Origin of the sequence: Wukongibacter baidiensis (assembly GCF_050888315.1) — a bacterium.
Taxonomy (GTDB): Bacteria; Bacillota; Clostridia; order Peptostreptococcales; family Caminicellaceae; genus Wukongibacter; species Wukongibacter baidiensis.
This window is the reverse complement of sequence record NZ_CP138202.1, coordinates 2,137,510-2,159,106: the sequence shown is the minus strand read 5'-3', so window position 1 is coordinate 2,159,106 and position 21,597 is coordinate 2,137,510. Positions and strand designations below refer to the sequence as shown.

Genomic DNA, 21,597 nt, shown 5'->3' with positions numbered 1-21,597 from the left:
CTATGTAATACCATTCATACAGTTTTTCACTTATTGTAAAGTGACAGCATCACAGGATTTAGATATAAAACTTGAAGGTGGTACTAAAGATAAGCAACTTTTAGGTTTAATAAATTTCAAAAAGAAAATGTATAAGCCTTCATTATTTTCTTCGAAATTTATTTTATACGTTGATGTTGTTTATCTATAATAAAGAAATTAAATAATCCAATTACTCTAAGATATATAATATTAAGATCCTGTGTTTTAGCTTTGAACCAGAATATTCACCACCTTTCTTTTTAATGACTTTCATTTGTAAAACAAATTTGAATAAGCTTTAGATAACTTCTTCGTTATGCATTTTAAAAGAATATTATACTAGATATTCTAATGTGACTTTTCTAGTTATTTTCACCTCCATATATAAAATACTTTAAAGTTAGAAACCTAAACAAGTTTTAGCTATAAAGGTGTGATTAATATAATATATTTTAACACAAATCCTTAGCATACACTTAGACTTTATTTAGCAGGTCTTTAACACTATTATACCAGTAATATTTACTTAAAGAAAATAATGTATTAATTTATTTTTTTGACTATACGAAAGAAGGTTCTGTTTAATTAAACAGAACCTTCTTTGTAAATAGTTTTAGCGGTTTTCGGTATCATGTATGTGCTCTATCTCTTCAGGGGTAAGAGCCTCTTGATCTAGAAGATATGGTAAATAACTATAACTAGCTGGTTTGCTGTAGCTTGAAGTTGATTTTATTGTATGTCTATCCTTATCATCAAGATCATCAGCATCTCCAGCAAAATCTCCAGCAAAGACTGCACCTGTATTCGCAACTAACATTAAAGCAACCACTGGAATAATAAATTTCTTTTTGAACATATTAACATCTCCTCTTTTTTTGGTATGGCTCCATATATTTTGGCGCCAAAACAATTTAGTTTATACCCTTATTATAAGGCGCCAAAATAAATATGTCAATACGTATTTGGTAAAAAAAACTATTTCTTTTTTGTAACAAATTTTACCAAGGAATAGATACGAAAATATAATGTTATAAGTATTGGTATCACTGTGTTTCAACTTAATAAAAAAATGTGACATATTACCTTTTTTGTGCATAAAAGTATATTTTTTTAGCATTCAAAGTGCAAAAAGTTACTCATAATAAAAAGAGATTTTGAAGAGGAAAAAACACGATAAAGAAGAATAGTTATCTAAGGACGAAAGAATAATTTGAAGGGAGTTACTAAATGAAGAATAAGCAAGGACTGTTTAAGATAAAGAAACCTCAATTGATTAGCAAAATTGAAAGTAAGAAAACTGAGATTATTAATATTGAGGATGAAGATACCTTTAGAAATATTTATGTATTTGACTGCACAATTCAAAATGAAGTTGCTTCTCATGTAAGTTTTGATGGGGTAATTTTCAAGAATGTAGATTTTAGAGATATAGAACTAAACTCATTAGACCTAATGAATGTGAGATTTGAAGACTGCGATTTATCTAATGTCAATTTCAGTGGAGCTATCATACATAGAGTAGAATTTATTAATTGCAAACTCATGGGAATAAATCTAAGTGATGCTACACTACAAAATGTAAGTATTAAACAGTGTAACGGTGCATTTGGATTTATGAGATTTATACAATTGAAGCAGGCAATATTGGAAGAGAGTACATTCGAGGGCAGTGACTTTCAAAATAGTGATTTCACAAAAGTAATATTTAGGAAGTGCAACTTCAGGCAAAGCCAGATGTCAGGTACAAGTCTAGCAGATATTGATTTGAGCGATTGTGATATAGAAGGTATAGGAGTTCGAACTGAGGATGTAAGGGGTGCAATTGTTTCGCCAATACAGGCAGCGGATTTTGCAAAATTATTAGGGATTGTAATTAAGTCGTAGTGAACAAAACATGAGGTGAGTTATCATAGTCAGTGGAACATTGATTAAAGTATTTACTTTATATATTGAGTATATTATCAATACTTTAAGTGGAAGTAAAACTAAATCAATTCTTAATACCATCTTAAAAAAAACTTAAACATGATCCCTTTATTTTGTTTGGTGATATAATTATTGTAAGTACTGATGGTTAGAAGGATTAAGTTGACCGTAGATGAGGATGAAAAAGAATTGAAAAGCTTGTCCATATAAATGCTATTATAGGGTTAGGTTATGAAATGGAACTGAGAAAATAATTTTGAACAAGAAAGTATCAGTTTTGAATGATGGATTTAATGAAGGGACTAGATTTATGGAGTTCATATATCAGAACTTAATGATTCTATTTGAATCTCTATATAATTCGATTTTCGGAAGGGAGCTAATAAATTTGAAAATAGTGTGTATAGGCGATAGTTTAACCTATGGCTATAGATTAAGACGATCCCAAGTTTGGACGAGATTAATTGAGGATAAACATGGTATTAAGGTATCAAATAAGGGGATTAATGGAGATTCCACTGGAGGAATGCTAGCGAGGTTCTATAGGGATGTTGTAGAAAATAAACCTTCCAATGTTATTATTATGGGGGGAGCAAATGATCTTATTATGAAAGTTCCCTTAAATGTTATCAAATCCAATATTGCCACAATGGCTCATCAAGCCCGTGGAAATTTAATAATACCTATTATTGCAACTCAGCCATTAAGTGAGCCAGATATGGCTAGAGCAGAATGGAGTAATATAACGGATTTTAATAGAGTAAATAGAGAGTTGCTTGAATTAAGAGAATGGATAATAGAGTTTAGCAATAACTTTGATGTTAAAATTATAGATTTCTGCGGAGAATTACATAAAAAAATAGATGAAGAAAATAAATATGAAATCTACCTTGATGGATTACATCTAACACCTAGGGGTAATGAAATGATGCTAGATATCATTTCTCCATTGTTAACAAATATATAAGTTAAATAGGGAATATAAAAAGGTATTGGAAGAAGGGATATTTTGTTTTCAAAGAGGATTAGAATATTAAAAATAGTTTTATTTACTTTTTTTACTATCATATTTGTACTAATAGATAAGATACCGGTAAGTATTTTATCCATTACATTGATCCTTTTAGATATTTTCAATTGGATTAGATACGGATCTATTAATGTTGCTTTAAGACATATGAAGAAAAATAACCTTGAAAAAACAAAGAAGTATTTGAATGAGACCATAAAGATTGACTGGTTAAGTCGTACATATAAAGGTTATTACTATTTTATTAAAGCCTATGTTGAAACCAGTGAAGAGGATTTGGTTGAAGCAGTAAATTGTTATGAGAAGGCACTGGACTATGGGTTAAGGACTGAAAATGATGAGGGAATTGTCTATTTTCAGTTGGCATTATTGGCGGGGGTTGCTGGGAAAAGTGAGACTTCAAGGGATTTTCTAGTGAAGGCAAAAAAATTGAAGATTAAGAGCCAACTTCTAGAGAAAATACAGAGAGTGGAAGGCATATTAGAAAAACAAAAAGATTCTAAGACAAATTTGATGATAGACTATCTAAATAAGGGAGTATAAGGGGGAAAAGGATATATGGAAAGAAAGATAGTTATTATTCTGTTTATTATTATGTTAGGAATGATGCAGGGAATATACGCTCAGGAAGGTGAAGCGTATCTTATGGAGTTCCCTAGCTTTAAAATAAATATAAACGGTGTCCAGTTAGATAATACTCACAATATAAATCCAGTTCTAGTTTATGATGGGATAACATATTTTCCTATAATCCAGGAATACAATGGAGCATTATTGTTTGAAAGTAAGTGGTCAAAGGAAAAAGGACTTACAATAAACACTGGTGGAAGCCCAGAAGAGATCATTCAGGATAGGTCCGTTAATAATGATAAGGATAAATATTATAATGCTGTAAAACCAAGCTTTGATATTTATCTTAACGGGAGGCTCCTAGATAATGATAACTCCAAGCATCCTATATTAGTCTATAATGGCATAACCTATTTTCCTCTCGTTGAAAAATATTTGAACGAAGATTTCCAGCTAACTCTAATATGGAGTGAGGAAAATGGACTTAGTATAAATTCCAAGGCTTACTATAAAAGCTCTAAAGTGAACCTAGGCAATGAAATACTTGAAATGGCTGTTAGAGAACAGTTGAATAAACTAGAGGAGCCACTAACGAAGGCAGATGTGCACTCAATTAAGAGCTTAAGCTTATCAAATAAAAATCTTAACAAACTAAGTGGAATAGAGCACTTATCAAATATAGAAGAGCTTTACCTAGACAATAATAATCTTGAGAACGTTGAGGAGCTTAAGTCACTAACTAAATTAAGGGTTTTATACCTTCAGAGGAACTCTATAAGTGATATTGCTCCACTAGAGAATTTAACCAGCCTAAAGGAACTATCACTAAATGGGAATAGAATAAAATCATTAGAACCATTAGGTGGACTTATAAATCTAGAAAATCTATATTTTACAGAGAATAATATTACTGATATAAGTGTCCTTAGAAACCTTGTAAATATCAAAGGTCTTTTTATGAAGTATGGCAACCATATAAATGATTATAGCCCTATAGTATCCTACTATAGAAATATAATAAATAAGGACTTTGAACTTAGCGATGAAGAGTTGGAAAAACTATCAAATACTAGTGAAAAGCCTTTACTTAGTATCGATGAGCTGATATTAGAAGCGAATCAAAGAGAAAAGGAAGGACTAAAGCTTAATGGTTTTTATGCTATATCCTCAAATGAGCAATACAAGGGTTTTAAAGAAAATGAGAGTATTGCTGATTTTGACTCTATATCCTTTGGTTGGGCCTTTGTTGACTATGATGATGAAGAGAAAAAATCATTTATCAGTATAAGCGATTCAAATGATGATTTCTATATACCTGAGGGTTATGAAGAGTTAGTAGAATATATGAAAATGAAGAATATAAAGACTAATATCAATATATATGCTTCACAGAATTATGATAAGATATTTAATGATTCTGATGTATTGATAAATGAAATCCTAACTCTGTTAAGGGGAGAAAATAGTGGCTATAATAATCTAACCTTTGATGGAGTAGTAATAGACTTCGAAAGATTACCGATAGAATACAAAGAAAACTACGTTGAGTTTTTACAAAAACTCTATAAAGAGCTGACTAAACATAATAAGAACTTAGTTGTTGCTATTTCTCCATTAAGTTCATATGATTTTGGAAGGATAGTGGAAATATCCGATAAAGTAATTCTTATGCTTCATGACTACGATATTAAAAATGGCAACAGGTTAAAAGTAGACAACGAGATAGTAGACAATCCAAATGCGCCCTTAGAAAAGATAAAGGGCGATCTTATAAACATACTAAACGAGATTGATAGAGAAAAATATAGCTCTAAGATGTGGCTCCAAATCAACTTCTCGATAAATCAATGGAAGGTTAGTGAGGGAAGAGTATTAAGCCAGGTGCCATATACACCTAAATACAGTGCTTTGGCTGATAGAATACAATCTGAAATTAAGTCCGGTAAGAAAATAGATGATATAATAGGGTATAGCAAGATATATGAGAGTCCTTATATTAGATATGCTGAAGAAGGCATTATCAATTCAATCTGGTATGAGGACGACAGAAGTGTATCGGCTAAAATTCAACTTGCAAAGGACCTAGGTCTCGGCGGTATATCATTATGGAGAATTGGAAATATTCCAGACTATAGCTCAGATATATATTTAGATACTTGGAATTTAATAAGAAAATCCATCGATTAGAAATATTAAGTAGTATTGATAATAGCCCCTTAGGAGAAAAATAAAATCTCTAGAGGGGTTATTTTTATAACACATAGGAAATTATAAGCCTCTTAAAGTTGTGGATAAATGTAATTTCCGTATATGTGTTTCAAAAAAGTCGACATTAGAAATCTTCATTAAAGACTTTTTTATAAGAAATTCTATTGACAATTTGATATTACAAGTGTAATATTAATAAAGAAAGTATTACGGTTGTAATATTTGATAAAATCTAAGGAGGTCTACAAAGTGATAAAGAAAATATCTATTATGTTTGTATTGATATTAGCTTTAGGAGGTGTTGTAGCATTTACAAATGAAAAGAGTAGTGATATCGATATTAAAAAGCACTTTAACGGTTACAAAGGAGTATTTAAACTATATGACATTGAAAATGATAAATACATAATCTACAATGAAGATGAATTAACAAAAAGGACTGCTCCTGCTTCTACGTTTAAAATACTGAACTCCCTAATAGCCTTGCAAACTGGAGTTGTAGAAGATGAAAATGCATTAAAAAAATGGGATGGGAAAGAACGTTCTATACCACAATGGAATAAAGATCATACCTTAGCCTCGGCAGTATCAAACTCAGTGGTGTGGTATTTTCAAGCAGTGGCTAGGGATGTCGGTAGAGAAAGAATGGAGAAGTATATTAAAAGTGTAGGATATGGAAATCAAGTAATAGGAGACAAGATAGATAGGTTTTGGTTAGATGCTTCACTGAAGATATCGCCAAATGAGCAATTTGAATTTGTTAAGAGACTATACAATGAAGACTTGCCATTTGATAGAGAGAATATCCAAACTGTAAAGCAAATGTTAATACATGAGGAAACAGAGGATACAATATTTGCAGGAAAAACTGGTACATTTGAGGAGAATGGAGTTAATACGGTAGGCTGGTATGTAGGATATGCAGTATCAAAGAAAAAACCATATATATTTGTAACTAGACTAGAAAAACCAGATTCAGGAGAAGGAGAGAAGATTGGAGGAGTGCAAGCCAGGTCAATAACAAAGGAAATTCTAAAGGAATTAGATATTCTAAAATAGAATTAAAATCAGAGTATTCATATGAGAGTTAAAACTATATATACTTTAAACTCTCTATGAATAATCTGGGTTAAATTATTTCCTTATCAATGATATACTAAGATAAAACTAGAAATAAAAAGGTGATGAAATGAAAAAAGTTCCTCAGATATCTGATACGGAATGGAAGGTAATGAAAATTATTTGGGAAAAATCTCCTATCACAGCCAATAAGGTGATTGATGAGTTAGAGGGAGTTTGTGACTGGAGTGATAGAACGATTAGAACCTTGTTAAATAGGCTTATAAAAAAAGAGGCCATTTCATTTGATAAAGATGGTAGAGAGTACCTTTACTATCCCATAGTTACAGAAGATGAATGTATAAGAGAAGAAAATAGGACTTTTTTAGAACGTGTTTATGGCGGTGCTCTTAATTTAATGTTTACAAAATTTTTAGAAGATGAGGCATTAAGTGTAGATGAGATCGAAGAGCTTAAGCAAATTCTCAATGATAAAAAGAAGGGGAAAGAATAATAGTGAGGTAAATAAAAATGAAGATTGAGATATTTTTAACATGGTTAATTCGTTCGTCTTTGTTAGCCAGCGTTGTGGCATTACTTATTCTGTTTATTAAGTATATATTTAAGAAAAAATTAGGAGCGAGATGGCATTATTTAATATGGTCCTTACTGTTGATTCGAATGTCAATTCCATTCGCTCCTGAAGCTTCTTTTAGTTTCTTTAATCTTTATAACTATCTTTCAAATATTATGATTAATAATGATACATATAGAAATAGAGGCTTTCAACAACAAATGAGTAATAATAGTCAGATTGGTGAACTTGTTAAAATGCCTGGCGATTATTTTCTTTCTGTAAATGAAACTGTAGTTTCTTCATCCATTCAAATAAAATTTTGGATTTGGATAATGGGAGTAATAGCAATTTCATTGGGTGTTGTTGTTTACAATAGTTATTTTTATAATAGATTAAGAGATAAAGAGTATATTTCAAAAGGGAACATTATAAAACTCGTTGAAAATTGCAGAGAGACAATGGGGGTTAATAAAAAAATTAAAATAGCTAGCACCAATAAACTTAAAAGCCCTGTAATTTTTGGAATTATTAATCCTACACTACTATTTCCTAAGAAGATCTTAGCGGAATTGGGAGATAATGAGCTAGAATATATAATACTTCATGAATTGGCACATTATAAAAGGAAGGATATTATTGTTAATTGGATTACTACTGCTTTACAGATAATTCATTGGTTTAATCCTATAATATGGTATTCCTTCTATAGAATAAGACAGGATAGAGAGGTTGCATGTGATGCATATGTGCTATCCTATCTTAAACCGGAAGAATATAGAAAATATGGTTTTACCATAATCAAAATGTTAGAAAACACCGCGCTCTCTTCGTCTGTTCCTCAGATAGCAGGTTTTAGTAGCAATAAATCCCATATAAAAAATAGGATTTCCATGATAGCCTCATTTAAGGAAGAGTTAAAATCAATAAAGATAAGAAAACTAGCTATATTTACTTTATTATCATGTATTATATTAACAAATGGAAAAGGTATGTCAGAGACTAGTATAGGCATAGATGCTACCACTATTCCAGATCAGGTTTTGTACGAGAACTTAGAGGAATATTTTAAAGGATATGAAGGCAGCTTTGTTTTACTTGATGAAAGTGATAGTAAATACTATATATATAATGAACTTAAAAGTCAGAAACCCATGTCTCCATGTTCTACCTTTAAGATCATAACATCATTAATAGGTTTAGAGAATGGAATTATAGAAGATGAGAATACAGAATTAAAATGGAATGGGACTCAATATCCCATAGAGCCTTGGAATAAGGATCATACATTGGCATCAGCAATGCGGTATTCTGCCAACTGGTATTTTGAAAGAGTGAATCAAGCCATAGGTGAGAGGGAACTGAAGGAGAAGTTAAAATTAATTGACTATGGCAATAATGATATTTCTGGGGGCATAAGGGAATTTTGGGCACAATCTTCATTAAAAATTTCACCAATCGAACAGGTCAACATACTTAGAAAAATATATAATAATGAAATGTCTTTTGATAGTAAAAATATTGATATCCTAAAAAATGTTCTTAGAATATCAAAGGGTAAAGGTTCTACTTTATCTGGAAAAACCGGTACAGGAGCTGTAAATAACAAAGCTGTAAATGGTTGGTTTATAGGTTATATAGAAAAGGAAGAGAAGGTATACTTCTTTGCAGTAAATATCGAAGGTGACAATAATGCCGATGGAACTAATGCTCGTAGAATAGCATTGTCTATCTTAAAGGACAGAGGGTTATATTAGAAAATACGCATGATTATGAGAAGATCATGTAATAAAAAGGTGCTGTCTCATAAAAGGTTCTTATGAGTACAGCACCTTTGTGCTTTAAAATTGAACTGCTTTAGGATACAAATTTTCTCTTGAAGTATCTATTACTTAACTCTTTTATTGAGTTTTTCAATCTTTCGAATCCTACCTTAACAAATCTATATAGATTGTTTAATCTTACACTGTTTTCCAAGGGTTGATATATTTTCAGTGAAAGAAAATTATGTATAACATCATATATATGATTACGAACAAATTCACTGACCTGTAAATCGCTGTAGTCACAATCCTCAATGTTATTAATTGAATTATAGAGTCTTTGAATATTTACTACATAACTTATTGAAGCTTTATTAAGAGCATTTTCCTTCGCTGTAATCTTATTATTCAATGCTATTGCTGTTTTCTTGCTATGGGATATCTCTAGAGTCATGCAATTTATATCAATTAGGGGTATCAAGTGCCCATTACTATCCCTAGTAAAAATTAATCTTTCTTCAATATTTCCCATATCGGAAGCTCTTTTTACTACTTTATTATATATTATTGATACTGATTTCTCGGTTACTACACCTGAGCCTTGTAACTTTAAAAGCATTTTATGTGTTGAATGTATTTTATTGATCATACAATCATGTACAATAAAAATGCTGGTAAAAAGTTTAAATATACCTATGAGGTTGGATACTGCATGATCATCTGTATTTATTAACACAGAATCATAGGACTTGCTTAGATGTTTAATTGCTTTACAAAGAAAAATGATCTCTGAAGAGTTACATTCTGCTGAGGTCTCATAGGTATATAAACATGGAAAATTATCTTGTTTATTTTGAAGATCAGAAGAAGCATCCTCGGTGTTATTATGACATGGAGCAATATCAGATATATTTTTACTATATGGAAAATACTCCTTGAGCTTATGTCCACTTGTCAAATCTAACAGAGCAATATTCTGATTCTCGTTACAAAACAATTCACTTACAGAAGCTATAATAGAAGTTTTTCCCGTGTTGCCAGGGCCAATAAAACAGGTGACATTGTCAAGTGGAGAATTTAATAAAGCCTTAATCTTCCTATGAGTTTTATCACCTCTGATCTTGAGTCTTATTAGATTTTTACTTCTTAGCTTTTTTAATAGATCCATACATAACTTAACATCTGAGTTATCAGACATCGGAATATCAAGAATCTTTACATATAGATCACAATCAAATTTTAATAGTCTATTAAGTATTTTAACAAGAATATTGTAGATATCATCGTTTTTAAAATCTATAATAATTTCATATTTATGGGCTGCTGGTATGGTTTCAGTATTTTGCTCTTGAAGGCAGTTGTATATTAAAAGTGCATCGAACCTTGAACCAGACAATGTCTTCTCATAGAAAGTTAAGGATGATATACTTGTAGTTATTATACACTTTTGTAAGACCTGAAGAATTGCTCTAGAATCTGAATTCATTTCATACACCTACCCTGTACGAATTTCTATTTTATGATTAATAATATCATTAGCTTGGCGGTTATGCAATTTTTTACAAAAAATTGAGACTAGGTATCTAAAAATATGGGACCTGAGACCTAGCCTAAGTCATACCTGAGACTTATTTCTATGACATATTTTGTATCATAAAATTATTATAATACTATATAATTGTAGAAATTTCAATAATACTGTCAATTTATGCAGCTTAAAAACTTCTTATTGGAAGTGATGAGTATTTATCAAAATATATTTAAGGAGGGCATATTCATGGGTTCGGATCTTAGAATTTATGTGGACGGAGGAAACAGACTGACTAAAGTAATGGAGGAGCTTAAAAAACCCTTCAGTTTTCCTACCATTGTATCCCAAGCTGAGGTGGATTTAAATTATGGATTAAACTTTGATCAATGGGGAATGGAAGATGAACTAGAAAATGTCAGCATTGAAACAATGCTTGTTGAGATAATAAAAGATGGAGAATCGCTGGGAAAAAAGCTGGTAGGACAGGCAGCCGAGGACAAGGGTTTACTTATAAGGGATAGAAACAGATATGTGAGAAAAGCTGGAGATTCAGTCATAGTTTTCTCAACTCTTGCGGGTATAGCCTATAACCTTTACAAGACCAATAAAGAGAATCTCAGCCTAGATATAACACTTAATCAGCCTTTGATAGAATATGCCATTGATAGAAAATCTTCTATCTCCAAATATAATAATAATCTGAAGGGGCATTTTAAAGTATTGTTCTATAATGTATATAATACAAATCAGGTTATAGCAGAAACAAATTTTGAAATAGGAAGAATCTCATTTTGTCCTGAAGCAATAGCTACCTATTATTCCCACGCTATTGATGAGTACGGAAGGGTAAAAAATGAGTATAAAAACAATAAGAAAAGTATCGTTTGGGATATAGGCTCAGGACAAATTAACGTTACTGCATTTGATGGAATGAAGGTTGTAGGTGTCAATACCTTTGAAAAGGGCATGATGGACTGTTATGAGAAAATTTCAATGATGGTTTATAATAACTATAGGGATAAGCTCGATAGAAAGCCTTTTACCTATGAAATTGACAATATTATAAGATACGGTAAAGGAATTATAAAAGCTAAGAAAGGCATTAATATTGATATCAATGAGATTGTAAGAAGTGTGTTTGATAATTTTGCCTATGAATTGAACAAGGATATAAGGGAATTTGCTAAGTCAAAATTCTTCAGCAATAGTAACAACATAATACTATGCGGTGGAGGAAGTGCAATACTATTTAATGACTTGGACAAATATTTAAATAATGACTTCATTTGCTTAAAGAGTAATATGGGTGAATTTGATAATGTAATAGGTAGCATGTATTACAGAATGTATAAAGATAACGCTGAAAAAAATGAAGAGTAGGTGAGAAATATGCTTATCAAATTATTAGAGAAACACCCTATCATTGCTTCTAAAGAGGCTAAAAGACTTGGAATGGTGAGAGGAGCCATAATACAGGATAATCGACTAGTTGCGATATTGTCATCGGTTGAAGGTGAATATGAACCTCATTTAAGTACATATAGAAATTATATTAATAGATATATAGAAATCCCAATAGAGAATTTAATTATTGGACCAGATGCGTTTATGATTGAGAAGTCTACTGGGGCAAATATACATTTTTCACATAGTCAAATTGTGTATAGCGGAATGAGTTTATATACTAGAACTGGTGAATTTGTTGGTCAAGTTACCGGAATAGAGATGGATACAGACTATACAATAAAAGGTATACATATTGATGGAAGCTATATAGGAGCAAAGAAGATTATTAAAATAGGAAATGTAATTATTGTAGATTTAAAGATTATGGAAGAGCATGTAGATACTGCTTCGGAGAATAGTGAAGTATTTCTAACTGTGGCTCATGAAGAGAAAGGGATTAGAGACGAGATTGCAGTTGGCGAGACGGATAAAGAATCGAATGAGGAAGAAGTAAGTAATATAGAATCTGAAGATACTGCCATTCCATATGAAGAATACAAGGAAGAAACATACGATACTGAAACAGATCTGATTTACTCTAGATATAGATATTTATTAGGTAAAAAGTTGATAAATCAAATAGTTGTTGCAAATAAGACTTATGAAAAGGATAGTATTATAGATACTAATCTAATAGAAGAGGCTATAAATAGAAACTGTATTTTGAGCGTAATTATGAATACAGAGGATTAAAAAGATCAGAAAAACTCAAATTCTGCCAAGATGTAGAATTTGAGTTTTTTTATTGACGGCCTAGTTTTTTTTAGTAAACATATTTTTTAAAAGAATCTAGATAAAAGCACTTTTTTTTCAAAATAATTTTTAGCAGCATTATAACCTTGTCGATATAAGAAATCATAAGTCTCATCACCAGGTTCTATATCAAAGTCAACAAAGGATACATCCTTTGTATCTATTTCAATAGATCTTAATATATCTTGGGGACTATGGGTAAATATATCCTGTTGAACTCTTTGGAAAGACTTAAGTAAATTTTCAATGTAATCGATAAAATTTTTTATTTCCTTATATTCTATCTTACTCTTAAATCTAGATCCTAATGTTTGAACGTTAAAGCCATCAACCATTATGTCATTGAAATAATCATAATCAAATATACTGATAGGATAGTTTCTCATAATACCACCATCGGCAAAAATATGAGATATAGGGCTTCCTAATTGATCCTCCTTATCAACCTTTATTGATTCAAAAAAAAGAGGAATTGACATTGAGATTCTTATTGCTTCAGCAACCTCCATATGAGGAGTAGTCTCATAAGAGAAGATCTTTGATGAAGTAGTAGATATATCTGTACCAATAACATATAGATCTAAAAAAGGTCTCTGGTTTATATGGATATCAGGGTTCTTAAAATCTTCAAAGGTATAGGGTGGAAGCTTTTCTAAGCTATTGAATTGAGAGGCTATTTGTTCTCTGATCCAGTAATAAATATATTCGCTAGAATACCATCCATAGTCCGTTAGTAACCTATATATACAGTCAATATCCCCTAATATTTTTTCAAACTGTTTTTTCAAAGCATCAGGAACCATATCTAAATCAGGATGAGAACCTTTTTGAGGTATCTCTGAATAATCTAACGTATCAGCCATTCTTTTCATTTCATTAAAAGGCAAAGAGAAACTAGTTAAGCACGCAGTTATTGCCCCCGCCGATGTCCCCGCTACTCTCATTATATTCTGCAATACATCTTGATCACTTAAAAAGTTTAGAACACCTAAATATGCTATGCCTAATACTCCTCCTCCTTCGAAAACTAAGTTCTTATAATTATTAGACATGATACCCCTCCTCACGCAATTAATTCTCCTAATGCTATGATATTCAGAGAGAAGTCTAGCTATGAAGTTTAATTTGTAAAGTTATGGAGATTGCTACTAATTCATATGATTTATCTACTAAATCCGAGAAAATAAAAAAAATATGATTAACAATCGAATTTTTAGATATAAAAGATAATAGGAAGAAAAAAAGTCGGATACTGTAAACAAGGGGGACTAACTTATATGAAAAAGTTATCATCAAAGATAATAATTATATTTTTACTTGTATTTATTGCCTTGGCATCAACGGTTCTTACTAGCTATATAGCAATAGATACTCAAAAACAACATATGATTTTAACTGAGTTACTCAGCAAACAAAAATTGCTTATTGAGAGAGTTATAAATATATCAGGAAATACCGCAGAATTTGCATTAATAGAACCTACATCTCTAGAAGAAAAATCCTCTGAAAATATTGAAACTGTAAATAAGTACATAGATACCGTAGAATTTATGCTACATGCCTTTGAGACAAAGCAATACCCAATTGATAAAGATGAAGTTGTTGAGCTGAAATTTAGAAAAGACTTTGAAAAGATTTTTTTAGATGCAATTAAAGAGAGTCAAGGTCAGTGGAAGGATGTAAAAGACTCTGTAAGTTATTTAATGAATAAAGAAAATATTACTAACTATGAAGAGTATAGAAACAAATATAATGACTTTAAAGAGCTAAATAAGGAAGTACTTAGATCAGCTGATTATATTACGGAAATTTGCAAAAATGAGGCAGATCAGAAGAAAGACCTAAGTGAAAGAATGCAGCTTATGAGTATAGTATTTGCTAGTCTAATATTTATACTATTGGTTTATATCATTTGGAAGGATCTATATGGTCCATTCACTGAAATTAAAGAGGCTTTTATAAAAATGAGCAGAGGTGATTTCGGTAAAAGGTTTTATAGAAAGAAAGATGATGAGTTTAAGGAATTGTATAATAAATTCAATTATTTTATAGATAATTTACAGGAAATTTTCCGGTTAGAAGATAGAATTATTATGGAAAATCAACTGGATAAGATTTTAATTTATATTGATAAGAATTTCAAGAAGTTTTTACCCTTTAGGAGCATTGCTATAAACTATGAAGAGACAGACGGAAGCTTAACTACAAGGAGCGTTGAAAATGAGAAAGTTTCAACATATAAATTATTTGATGGTGAATTAGATCTATATGAAAAGCTCACTGTAGAGGAAAATGTAATTAAACTTCCTATAATTATAGATAATAAGAATTTAGGAACAGTATTTTTTGACTTTGAGGAAAGTAAAGATATAGATGAGAGCCGTATTAACTTTATAAGCATTCTGAGTGATAAAATAACTTTGGCCTTTTATAAGAGCTTTCTGTTTACAAGTCTTCTATCGATAGTAACGGAAAGTCTTTCAGAAACTACGGAAGCAAGAGATCCGGAAACGGGAAACCATCTAATTAGAATGTCTAACTATTCTCAGATTATTGCTAGAAATCTCTATAAAAATGGAAAGTTCAAGGATGAAATAGATGAAAAGTTTATTGAAGATATTAAAATCTCAGCACCAATGCACGATATCGGCAAGGTCTCAATACCAGATAATATACTTCTAAAACCCGGTAAATTGACTGATGAAGAATTCGAAATAATGAAAACCCATACCCTTAGAGGAGGAGAGGTATTAAAGAATTTAGATATAAAATTTAAGTCCTTCAATATTGATTATTTTCAAATAGCTGCCGAGATTGCAACCGGTCACCATGAGAAATATGACGGTACAGGATATCCATATGGATTAAGGAGAGAAGAGATTCCATTAGCTGCTAGAATAACTGCTGTAGGAGATGTTTTTGATGCATTAACATCTAAAAGACCATATAAAGAAGCCTTCAGTCTAGAAAAGAGTTATAGAATTATTGAAGAATCAAAGGATAAGCACTTTGATCCCATCATAGTAGAAGCCTTTTTAGATGCAAGGGAAGAAATAGAAAAGATTTATCAGGAATATAAAGAAGTCTAGATAAGAATAATAAAGGATCTAAATAAATGTTAGTTTGCGATTAAACATTTATTTAGATCCGATTAATTTACATACTCATGTTTAGTAGAATCCAGTTCTAATTAATAAAATGTACTCAACTATTATTGTGAAAATTCCCTAGAGTCTTTAGGTGTTGCTGTCACTATAGGTAAGTGTTCTATAAGTACCTTTAGAACTACTTAAGTTTTCCTCAATCTGAGACTTTACAATTTTGCTAAACTCATCATTTGGGTTCAATTCCATAGCTTTATCAATAAATTCTTTTCCCTTAACAAAGTCACCTAGATATGCATAAGAAGCAGCTAAGGTAGTGTAGGCATAGGCTTTGTCCTCTAAAGTCATATTATCCATTAGGGCATTATTCATTGATTGTATACTATCCTCATACTTATTTAGCATAAATTCTGCTTGTCCCTTGATAAAATATATAGATAACATATTAGGATTATAACGGAGACCTTCTTGGGCATTTGTTAAAGAGGAATTATAGTCCTTAGCCCTTAAATCTACATAGGCTAAGCTGGCGTAATAAAGGGCAAGATCTTCGTTATAATGTGCTCTTTTATCGTACAGATAAAACCTATTATCCTTATATAGTACATTAAATATATATTCATCTTCAAAGTATTCATCTAGCACAAGGGATGTACATCCTAGTTTAAAGGTGAATGTCATCTTCTTATCATAAGTAATCTTATTATCCTTATAATGATCATCTGCATTGTCAAAGGTGTAATCGATAAATTCATAGTTAGAATAAAGCTCTTTTCGTAGAGACTGTGCAAAGATATAATCATCTAGAGAAACGGATTCTTTAAAACCTTTGAAAAAGTTATTATATGCCTTGTCGTAACTTGCAGCATTAAAATAATCAATATGCTGCAAAACAAATTTAGCACCATCTTCAATAATCGCTTCAGAGGATAAGTACATGGATTCTTCCTCACTATGTCCATATAAAGCTTTATAGATCAAGACACCTAAAGTGATGTTTACGAACAATAGTACTACGATTAAAGATGTGAAAAGTGCGACTTTCTTTTTTGACATGGGAAATTCCCCCTCTATACTAAAGCTAGAGTAATTATATATATTTAAGTATAGAGAGTTCCAAGTAAATCTTAATTTATACATGTCAAAATATCCGATGATTCTGGAGAGTTTTTGATATGTATAAATTAAAGTTTTGACTGGAATCTCTATAGTTAGTTATATATAACTTATTTGATTATTCTCACTTCGATCCTTCTGTTTTGGGCCCTACCTTTCTCGGTATCATTTGAGGCTATAGGCTTTCGTTCCCCCCAGCCACTAAAGGAAATTCTTTTGTCGGAAATATGTTTTTGATTTATGAAAAACTTTACTACACTTATTGCCCTAGCCGAAGAAAGCTCCCAATTTGAAGGAAATTGCTCCGTATTAATTGGCATATTATCTGTAAAACCTTCAACCACAAAATTATTGTCAATCATCTTAAGTTTATCAGCAATTTTGTCTAGAATTTTATAGCCATTTTCAGTTACTTCCGCACTTCCACTATCAAATAAAATATTATTCTTAAATCTAATAACTAGTTCATTTTCTCTTTGGCTAATAGATACATCCTCTAGAAAATCATTATTTCTTAAGAAAGAAATAAATTCTTCATTTGAGGTGCTTAAATCAGTTTCAACATTTCTAATTTGAAAAAGTTCTTCCGATAAGGACTCTCTTTCTTCAACAAGTTTTACATTTTCATTACTTAGTTTCATATTTTCATCGCTTAGTTTGTCTACTTTATTAATTAATGAGTCTTTTACAGTATAAAGGGCACTGATTTCTTTTGCGGAGAAGGTAAAGAATATGATAAAAAAGCATAGTATTATTGTAATCATGTCACTGTATGTTATCATCCAATGACTAGAAACATCATTTCCATAATCAGTATTATCATCAAAATTTGAATTCATTTTCGCTATAATTCCTTTCTCCAAAATTTCTTGGATATTGTAATCTTAAATCATCGGGAAGCATAACGTTCATGTTATCAAAAACGTTCCTTACGGAATCATTTTTGGCAATTAAGATAGCACCTTCAGTGATAATTCTATATTGTAGAGTCTTTCTATCGATCAATTCTTTTACTCTCCCCATCAAGGGAACAGCAATGAAGTTGGCTACGAGTGCACCATAAAGTGTACTTACTAGAGCCGATGACATGTTGGTCATAATTAATTTAGGGCTGTCAATATGAGATAATAAGCCTACCATACCTATTAGAGTACCGATAAGGCCAAAGGATGGGGCTACCTGTGATATCATCCTAAGTACATTATAGGCCTTAAAAAGCTTAGCTCTCCTTGACTCTATGTCCTTTTCAAGGATATCTCTTATATTTTCGGGTTTCACATAGTCACATACAAGGCTCATTGCACTTGTAACGAATTCATTATCATGATCAAGTATTTCAGATTCTATCTTTAGTGCACCATCTTTTTTAACCTTTACAGCAAACTCATAAAGAGTAAATATGTCGCTCTCATGGTCAATTTCAACATTAAAACTATTTTTTATAGTGTTTATAGTATATATTATAGTTTCAAAGGAGTAGCTTATTATGACAGCTAGACATACGCCTGCAAGTATTAGTTCCAAGGCTTTTATATTTATAAAGCTCTCTAAGGATATGGTGCCAAGGATAGAATGACAAAGGAGAATTAGCAATACTGCAATTATTCCTATATTTAAGCTTCTGTTTTTTGAGTTGTTCAAAGTGCACCTCCGTATAATTAAGTTTAATTTTCAATCTAAGTTATATTTTATCATATATTGTATTTAACTCAACTTATATATTGCAGATTTTGTATTAATATGGAATATTTTATCACACATAGAAAATTATAAACACTTTGAATTGTTATAAAAGAATGTGTTATAAATTAGAAATTTACAGTATACATATTATTGTTGGAAAAAGATTTATGTAAACCATAAAAGGTTGTTTTTTGATTGGGTAAAGAAGATGGGTTTTGGCAATAAGGCCAAAATCTATTTTTTTGCTGTAAAAAGGTGTGGTGATATAAAGTGTAAGATGATTGGAATTGCGGAGGAAAGAAAGAAATGTGAGTGATATGAAGTTTGTAGTGATAATATCATATTTGTTTTATGTAAATAATGGTAATTTGGCGAAAGTGGTTGACATAATATTGGTGAGCTTGTATAATAATATTCATATGGTCACACGACACTTGCTGAATCCTGGACTATCCAGGTACGGAGGAACCAAATATGGGGTTAATCCATGAAGAACATGGTAGGGAACCTTCTATCCCGCACCCGTCAGCTAACTTCGGAAGCAAATATAGGAAGGAGTGTATTGTGTATGAAAATACGTAAAAAAAGTATCGTGTCTATAACCCTTATCTTATTTTTATTCTTACTTCCACTAACGAGCGCCTATGCTGCGAATTATTATCCGACATTAAGATTTGGTAGTAGAGGTAGCGAAGTGTCTAAATTACAGCAAAATCTAAACAACAAAGGTTATTGGGCTGGTCCCGTTGATGGTATTTATGGTTCAAAGACTCAAAATGCTGTAATCAAATTTCAAATAGCAAATAAAATTACTGTTGATGGGATAGCCGGTAGACAGACATTGTCTATTTTATATTCTGGATCAAGTAGTAGTTATTCTACCAACTTATATTGGCTTTCTAGAATAATCCATGCTGAGGCAAGTGGAGAGCCGTATAATGGTAAGGTAGCTGTTGGAAATGTTATTCTAAATAGAGTAAAATCAGGTGATTTTCCAAATACCGTAAAGGGTGTAATATTTGAATACTATAAAGGTATTCCTCAATTCAGCCCTGTTGAAGAAGGAACTATTTATAATAACCCATCAGCTGAAAGTATACAAGCAGCAAAGGACGCTTTAAATGGAGTAAGACCAGTTGGAAGCAGTACTTATTTCTTTAATCCTGCTAAATCAGCTGGAAAGTGGATTGTAAATAATAAAACATATGTAATGAGAATTGGAAACCATGTGTTCTATAGATAGAATAAAAATAGGGACTAAGAAAAATTAAAGGATAGTGACTAAGAAAAGGGGGTGTCTCATAAAGGAATCTTATGAGACACCTTCTTTTTGTTGCATTATCATGGCCGTATAAAAATTGCTATTTTTATAATAATATTACTAATCAGGTTGAACTTACATAAAGTAACGTTACTTTTAGGAGTTGTTTTTATGCCATTTATATTAAAACCTATCGTTCTTTATATTATTGCAGTAATCTTGCTTAGATTAACGGGCAGACGATCTATTTCCCAGATGACTATTTCTCAAACCGTCCTAGTACTTTCATTAGGCCACATAATTGTTGAGCCCTTTGCTGACAAGGATATAAAAAAGACCATTGCTGTAGCCGTTATACTTGCAATCCTTCTAATATTATTTGAAGCCGTAGAATTCTACTCTAAAGGCTTTGAAAAAATTGCAGTAGGACAAGAAAAAATCATCGTTACCGATGGGATCATTGATGAGAAAAATATGAAGAAGCTTAGACTTACTAAGGATGAATTGTACTCTAGACTGAGACAGAAGGGAATCAGTAAGATTGAAGATGTAAAGAAAGCCACCCTTGAGACTAATGGAGAGCTAGGCTTTGAGCTCACAAAGGCTGCTCAGCCTATTACTGTAGAAGATATGGAGTTTATATTGAATAAAGTTATCGATAGACAGAATAATCTTGGAGAGTACATAAATTTAGTAGAAGAGTTAAAGAAGAAAGATAAGTAATTTTGTTAAAAGAACAGGGTCTAGGATCAGTATTTTAAAGCTGATTCTAGACCCTTTAAATATAGTTGACTTATATAAAACCATAATCAAAGAAAAAGTACATCAATCCATAAAGGAACACTTGTTTTGTTGTTTGCATATTTTATATTGACCAAAGGACAAGGTGAAACTAGAAGAAGCAAATCGTTAGCACAAAGAAAAGGGGGTGAAGACTGATGATGAATCCGTATCGTTGTCAAATTTGTGGTGAGACATCTCTAGTGTCAACTCCTCCAGAGCGATGTCCTTACTGCGGTTCCGCTGGAAAGCGTGTTTTACCTGCAGCTGAATGGATAGACTATGGTGAAGTTGAGATGAGCCATCAAAGTTTTTTAGACTGTTTATATGCTATAGAATTAGAGTTAGACAATTATTACTATTATAAATGCGCAGCAGCAAAAGCTGAAAATCAAGTGACGGAAGCTATCTTTAAACGTTTAATGAAACAAGAATTTGAACATGCTGAGGTTTTCTCCGAAGCTATAGGGATAGAACTTCCAAAAATATTTACTGAAGAATGTGCTGATAGTGACTTTATTAATATGAAGGAATCCAACAAACATGAAGTGAGGGCAGTTAAGTTTTATACTGATGTGGCCAATAGAGCTCCTGAACCTCGTATAAGAGAGATTTTCCGAGCTATAGCTGAAGTGGAAGAAGAACATCTGATGATGACAAATGTATATCTAACTAGATAGAAAAAAGAAATATGAAGTAATTAGACGGTTCC

19 protein-coding genes and 1 riboswitch are annotated in these 21,597 nt (G+C 31.3%); of the genes, 13 read left to right on the top strand and 6 right to left on the bottom strand.

The window, feature by feature from the left end:
* Positions 1-634 precede the first annotated feature (634 nt).
* Positions 635-877, bottom strand: a complete 243-nt coding sequence (locus R9X47_RS09750; protein WP_432666611.1) for a hypothetical protein — start codon at positions 875-877, stop codon at positions 635-637.
* A 371-nt stretch (positions 878-1,248) separates the two neighbouring features.
* Between R9X47_RS09750 and R9X47_RS09745 the strand changes: the two genes are divergently transcribed.
* The 7 genes from R9X47_RS09745 (at position 1,249) to R9X47_RS09715 (ending at position 9,145) form a co-directional block, all read left to right on the top strand.
* Entirely contained in the window at positions 1,249-1,905 is a 657-nt protein-coding gene (locus R9X47_RS09745) for a pentapeptide repeat-containing protein (protein WP_432666610.1), read from the top strand.
* 298 nt (positions 1,906-2,203) lie between these two features.
* Positions 2,204-2,914 carry a GDSL-type esterase/lipase family protein gene (locus R9X47_RS09740; RefSeq protein ID WP_432666609.1) on the top strand — a complete coding sequence of 237 codons (711 nt, stop codon included), beginning with the start codon at positions 2,204-2,206 and terminating at the stop codon, positions 2,912-2,914.
* A gap of 42 nt (positions 2,915-2,956) precedes the next feature.
* Positions 2,957-3,520: a hypothetical protein gene (locus tag R9X47_RS09735; RefSeq protein ID WP_432666608.1), complete on the top strand. Its 564-nt coding sequence runs from the start codon at positions 2,957-2,959 to the stop codon at positions 3,518-3,520.
* A 15-nt stretch (positions 3,521-3,535) separates the two neighbouring features.
* Positions 3,536-5,734, top strand: a complete 2,199-nt coding sequence (locus R9X47_RS09730) for a leucine-rich repeat domain-containing protein (RefSeq protein ID WP_432666607.1) — start codon at positions 3,536-3,538, stop codon at positions 5,732-5,734.
* A 270-nt stretch (positions 5,735-6,004) separates the two neighbouring features.
* Positions 6,005-6,814 (top strand): class D beta-lactamase, encoded by an 810-nt coding sequence (gene blaOXA, locus R9X47_RS09725; RefSeq protein WP_432666606.1) that lies wholly within the window; start codon positions 6,005-6,007, stop codon positions 6,812-6,814.
* A gap of 130 nt (positions 6,815-6,944) precedes the next feature.
* Positions 6,945-7,328 (top strand): BlaI/MecI/CopY family transcriptional regulator, encoded by a 384-nt coding sequence (locus tag R9X47_RS09720; RefSeq protein WP_432666605.1) that lies wholly within the window; start codon positions 6,945-6,947, stop codon positions 7,326-7,328.
* 17 nt (positions 7,329-7,345) lie between these two features.
* Positions 7,346-9,145, top strand: a complete 1,800-nt coding sequence (locus R9X47_RS09715) for a BlaR1 family beta-lactam sensor/signal transducer (protein WP_432666604.1) — start codon at positions 7,346-7,348, stop codon at positions 9,143-9,145.
* A 100-nt stretch (positions 9,146-9,245) separates the two neighbouring features.
* On the opposite strand, the gene R9X47_RS09710 is transcribed toward R9X47_RS09715, so the two are convergent.
* A complete protein-coding gene (locus R9X47_RS09710) occupies positions 9,246-10,637 on the bottom strand; it encodes a hypothetical protein (RefSeq protein WP_432666603.1) in 1,392 nt (463 codons plus the stop codon).
* Positions 10,638-10,928: 291 nt separating this feature from the next.
* On the opposite strand from R9X47_RS09710, the gene R9X47_RS09705 reads away from it, so the two are divergent.
* Together R9X47_RS09705 and R9X47_RS09700 are read left to right on the top strand one after the other, a co-directional pair.
* Positions 10,929-12,062, top strand: coding sequence for a hypothetical protein (locus R9X47_RS09705; RefSeq protein WP_432666602.1), 1,134 nt, complete (start codon positions 10,929-10,931; stop codon positions 12,060-12,062).
* A gap of 9 nt (positions 12,063-12,071) precedes the next feature.
* Positions 12,072-12,881, top strand: coding sequence for a hypothetical protein (locus R9X47_RS09700; protein ID WP_432666601.1), 810 nt, complete (start codon positions 12,072-12,074; stop codon positions 12,879-12,881).
* Positions 12,882-12,967: 86 nt separating this feature from the next.
* On the opposite strand, the gene R9X47_RS09695 is transcribed toward R9X47_RS09700, so the two are convergent.
* Positions 12,968-13,993, bottom strand: a complete 1,026-nt coding sequence (locus R9X47_RS09695; RefSeq protein ID WP_432666600.1) for a patatin-like phospholipase family protein — start codon at positions 13,991-13,993, stop codon at positions 12,968-12,970.
* Positions 13,994-14,218: 225 nt separating this feature from the next.
* Here R9X47_RS09695 and R9X47_RS09690 point away from each other — a divergent pair, with 225 nt between their 5' ends.
* Positions 14,219-16,030 carry an HD domain-containing phosphohydrolase gene (locus R9X47_RS09690; protein WP_432666599.1) on the top strand — a complete coding sequence of 604 codons (1,812 nt, stop codon included), beginning with the start codon at positions 14,219-14,221 and terminating at the stop codon, positions 16,028-16,030.
* 147 nt (positions 16,031-16,177) lie between these two features.
* On the opposite strand, the gene R9X47_RS09685 is transcribed toward R9X47_RS09690, so the two are convergent.
* From R9X47_RS09685 to R9X47_RS09675, 3 genes are all read right to left on the bottom strand, one after another.
* Entirely contained in the window at positions 16,178-17,101 is a 924-nt protein-coding gene (locus tag R9X47_RS09685; RefSeq protein ID WP_432666598.1) for a hypothetical protein, read from the bottom strand.
* Between the two features lie 170 nt (positions 17,102-17,271).
* On the bottom strand, positions 17,272-18,000 hold the full coding sequence (locus tag R9X47_RS09680; protein WP_432666597.1) for an OmpA/MotB family protein: 729 nt from the start codon (positions 17,998-18,000) through the stop codon (positions 17,272-17,274).
* The gene (locus R9X47_RS09675; protein WP_432666596.1) at positions 17,984-18,802 is read right to left on the bottom strand and encodes a motility protein A; all 819 of its coding nucleotides are present in this window, start codon (positions 18,800-18,802) and stop codon (positions 17,984-17,986) included. Before R9X47_RS09675 ends, R9X47_RS09680 begins: the two co-directional genes overlap by 17 nt.
* A 467-nt stretch (positions 18,803-19,269) precedes the next feature.
* Positions 19,270-19,404: riboswitch (cyclic di-AMP (ydaO/yuaA leader) on the top strand.
* An 8-nt stretch (positions 19,405-19,412) separates the two neighbouring features.
* On the opposite strand from R9X47_RS09675, the gene R9X47_RS09670 reads away from it, so the two are divergent.
* From R9X47_RS09670 to R9X47_RS09660, 3 genes are all read left to right on the top strand, one after another.
* Positions 19,413-20,087 carry a cell wall hydrolase gene (locus R9X47_RS09670; RefSeq protein WP_432666595.1) on the top strand — a complete coding sequence of 225 codons (675 nt, stop codon included), beginning with the start codon at positions 19,413-19,415 and terminating at the stop codon, positions 20,085-20,087.
* 189 nt (positions 20,088-20,276) lie between these two features.
* On the top strand, positions 20,277-20,828 hold the full coding sequence (locus R9X47_RS09665; RefSeq protein WP_432666594.1) for a DUF421 domain-containing protein: 552 nt from the start codon (positions 20,277-20,279) through the stop codon (positions 20,826-20,828).
* A gap of 215 nt (positions 20,829-21,043) precedes the next feature.
* Positions 21,044-21,565 carry a ferritin family protein gene (locus R9X47_RS09660; protein ID WP_432666593.1) on the top strand — a complete coding sequence of 174 codons (522 nt, stop codon included), beginning with the start codon at positions 21,044-21,046 and terminating at the stop codon, positions 21,563-21,565.
* The last annotated feature ends 32 nt before the right edge of the window (positions 21,566-21,597 follow it).

Coding starts and splice junctions, on each gene's coding strand:
- R9X47_RS09750 (WP_432666611.1), bottom strand. CDS start 877: ATGTTCAAAAAGAAATTTATTATTCCAGTGGTTGCTTTAATGTTAGTT.
- R9X47_RS09745 (WP_432666610.1), top strand. CDS start 1,249: ATGAAGAATAAGCAAGGACTGTTTAAGATAAAGAAACCTCAATTGATT.
- R9X47_RS09730 (WP_432666607.1), top strand. CDS start 3,536: ATGGAAAGAAAGATAGTTATTATTCTGTTTATTATTATGTTAGGAATG.
- R9X47_RS09720 (WP_432666605.1), top strand. CDS start 6,945: ATGAAAAAAGTTCCTCAGATATCTGATACGGAATGGAAGGTAATGAAA.
- R9X47_RS09715 (WP_432666604.1), top strand. CDS start 7,346: ATGAAGATTGAGATATTTTTAACATGGTTAATTCGTTCGTCTTTGTTA.
- R9X47_RS09710 (WP_432666603.1), bottom strand. CDS start 10,637: ATGAATTCAGATTCTAGAGCAATTCTTCAGGTCTTACAAAAGTGTATA.
- R9X47_RS09705 (WP_432666602.1), top strand. CDS start 10,929: ATGGGTTCGGATCTTAGAATTTATGTGGACGGAGGAAACAGACTGACT.
- R9X47_RS09700 (WP_432666601.1), top strand. CDS start 12,072: ATGCTTATCAAATTATTAGAGAAACACCCTATCATTGCTTCTAAAGAG.
- R9X47_RS09695 (WP_432666600.1), bottom strand. CDS start 13,993: ATGTCTAATAATTATAAGAACTTAGTTTTCGAAGGAGGAGGAGTATTA.
- R9X47_RS09690 (WP_432666599.1), top strand. CDS start 14,219: ATGAAAAAGTTATCATCAAAGATAATAATTATATTTTTACTTGTATTT.
- R9X47_RS09685 (WP_432666598.1), bottom strand. CDS start 17,101: ATGTCAAAAAAGAAAGTCGCACTTTTCACATCTTTAATCGTAGTACTA.
- R9X47_RS09680 (WP_432666597.1), bottom strand. CDS start 18,000: ATGAATTCAAATTTTGATGATAATACTGATTATGGAAATGATGTTTCT.
- R9X47_RS09670 (WP_432666595.1), top strand. CDS start 19,413: ATGAAAATACGTAAAAAAAGTATCGTGTCTATAACCCTTATCTTATTT.
- R9X47_RS09665 (WP_432666594.1), top strand. CDS start 20,277: ATGCCATTTATATTAAAACCTATCGTTCTTTATATTATTGCAGTAATC.
- R9X47_RS09660 (WP_432666593.1), top strand. CDS start 21,044: ATGATGAATCCGTATCGTTGTCAAATTTGTGGTGAGACATCTCTAGTG.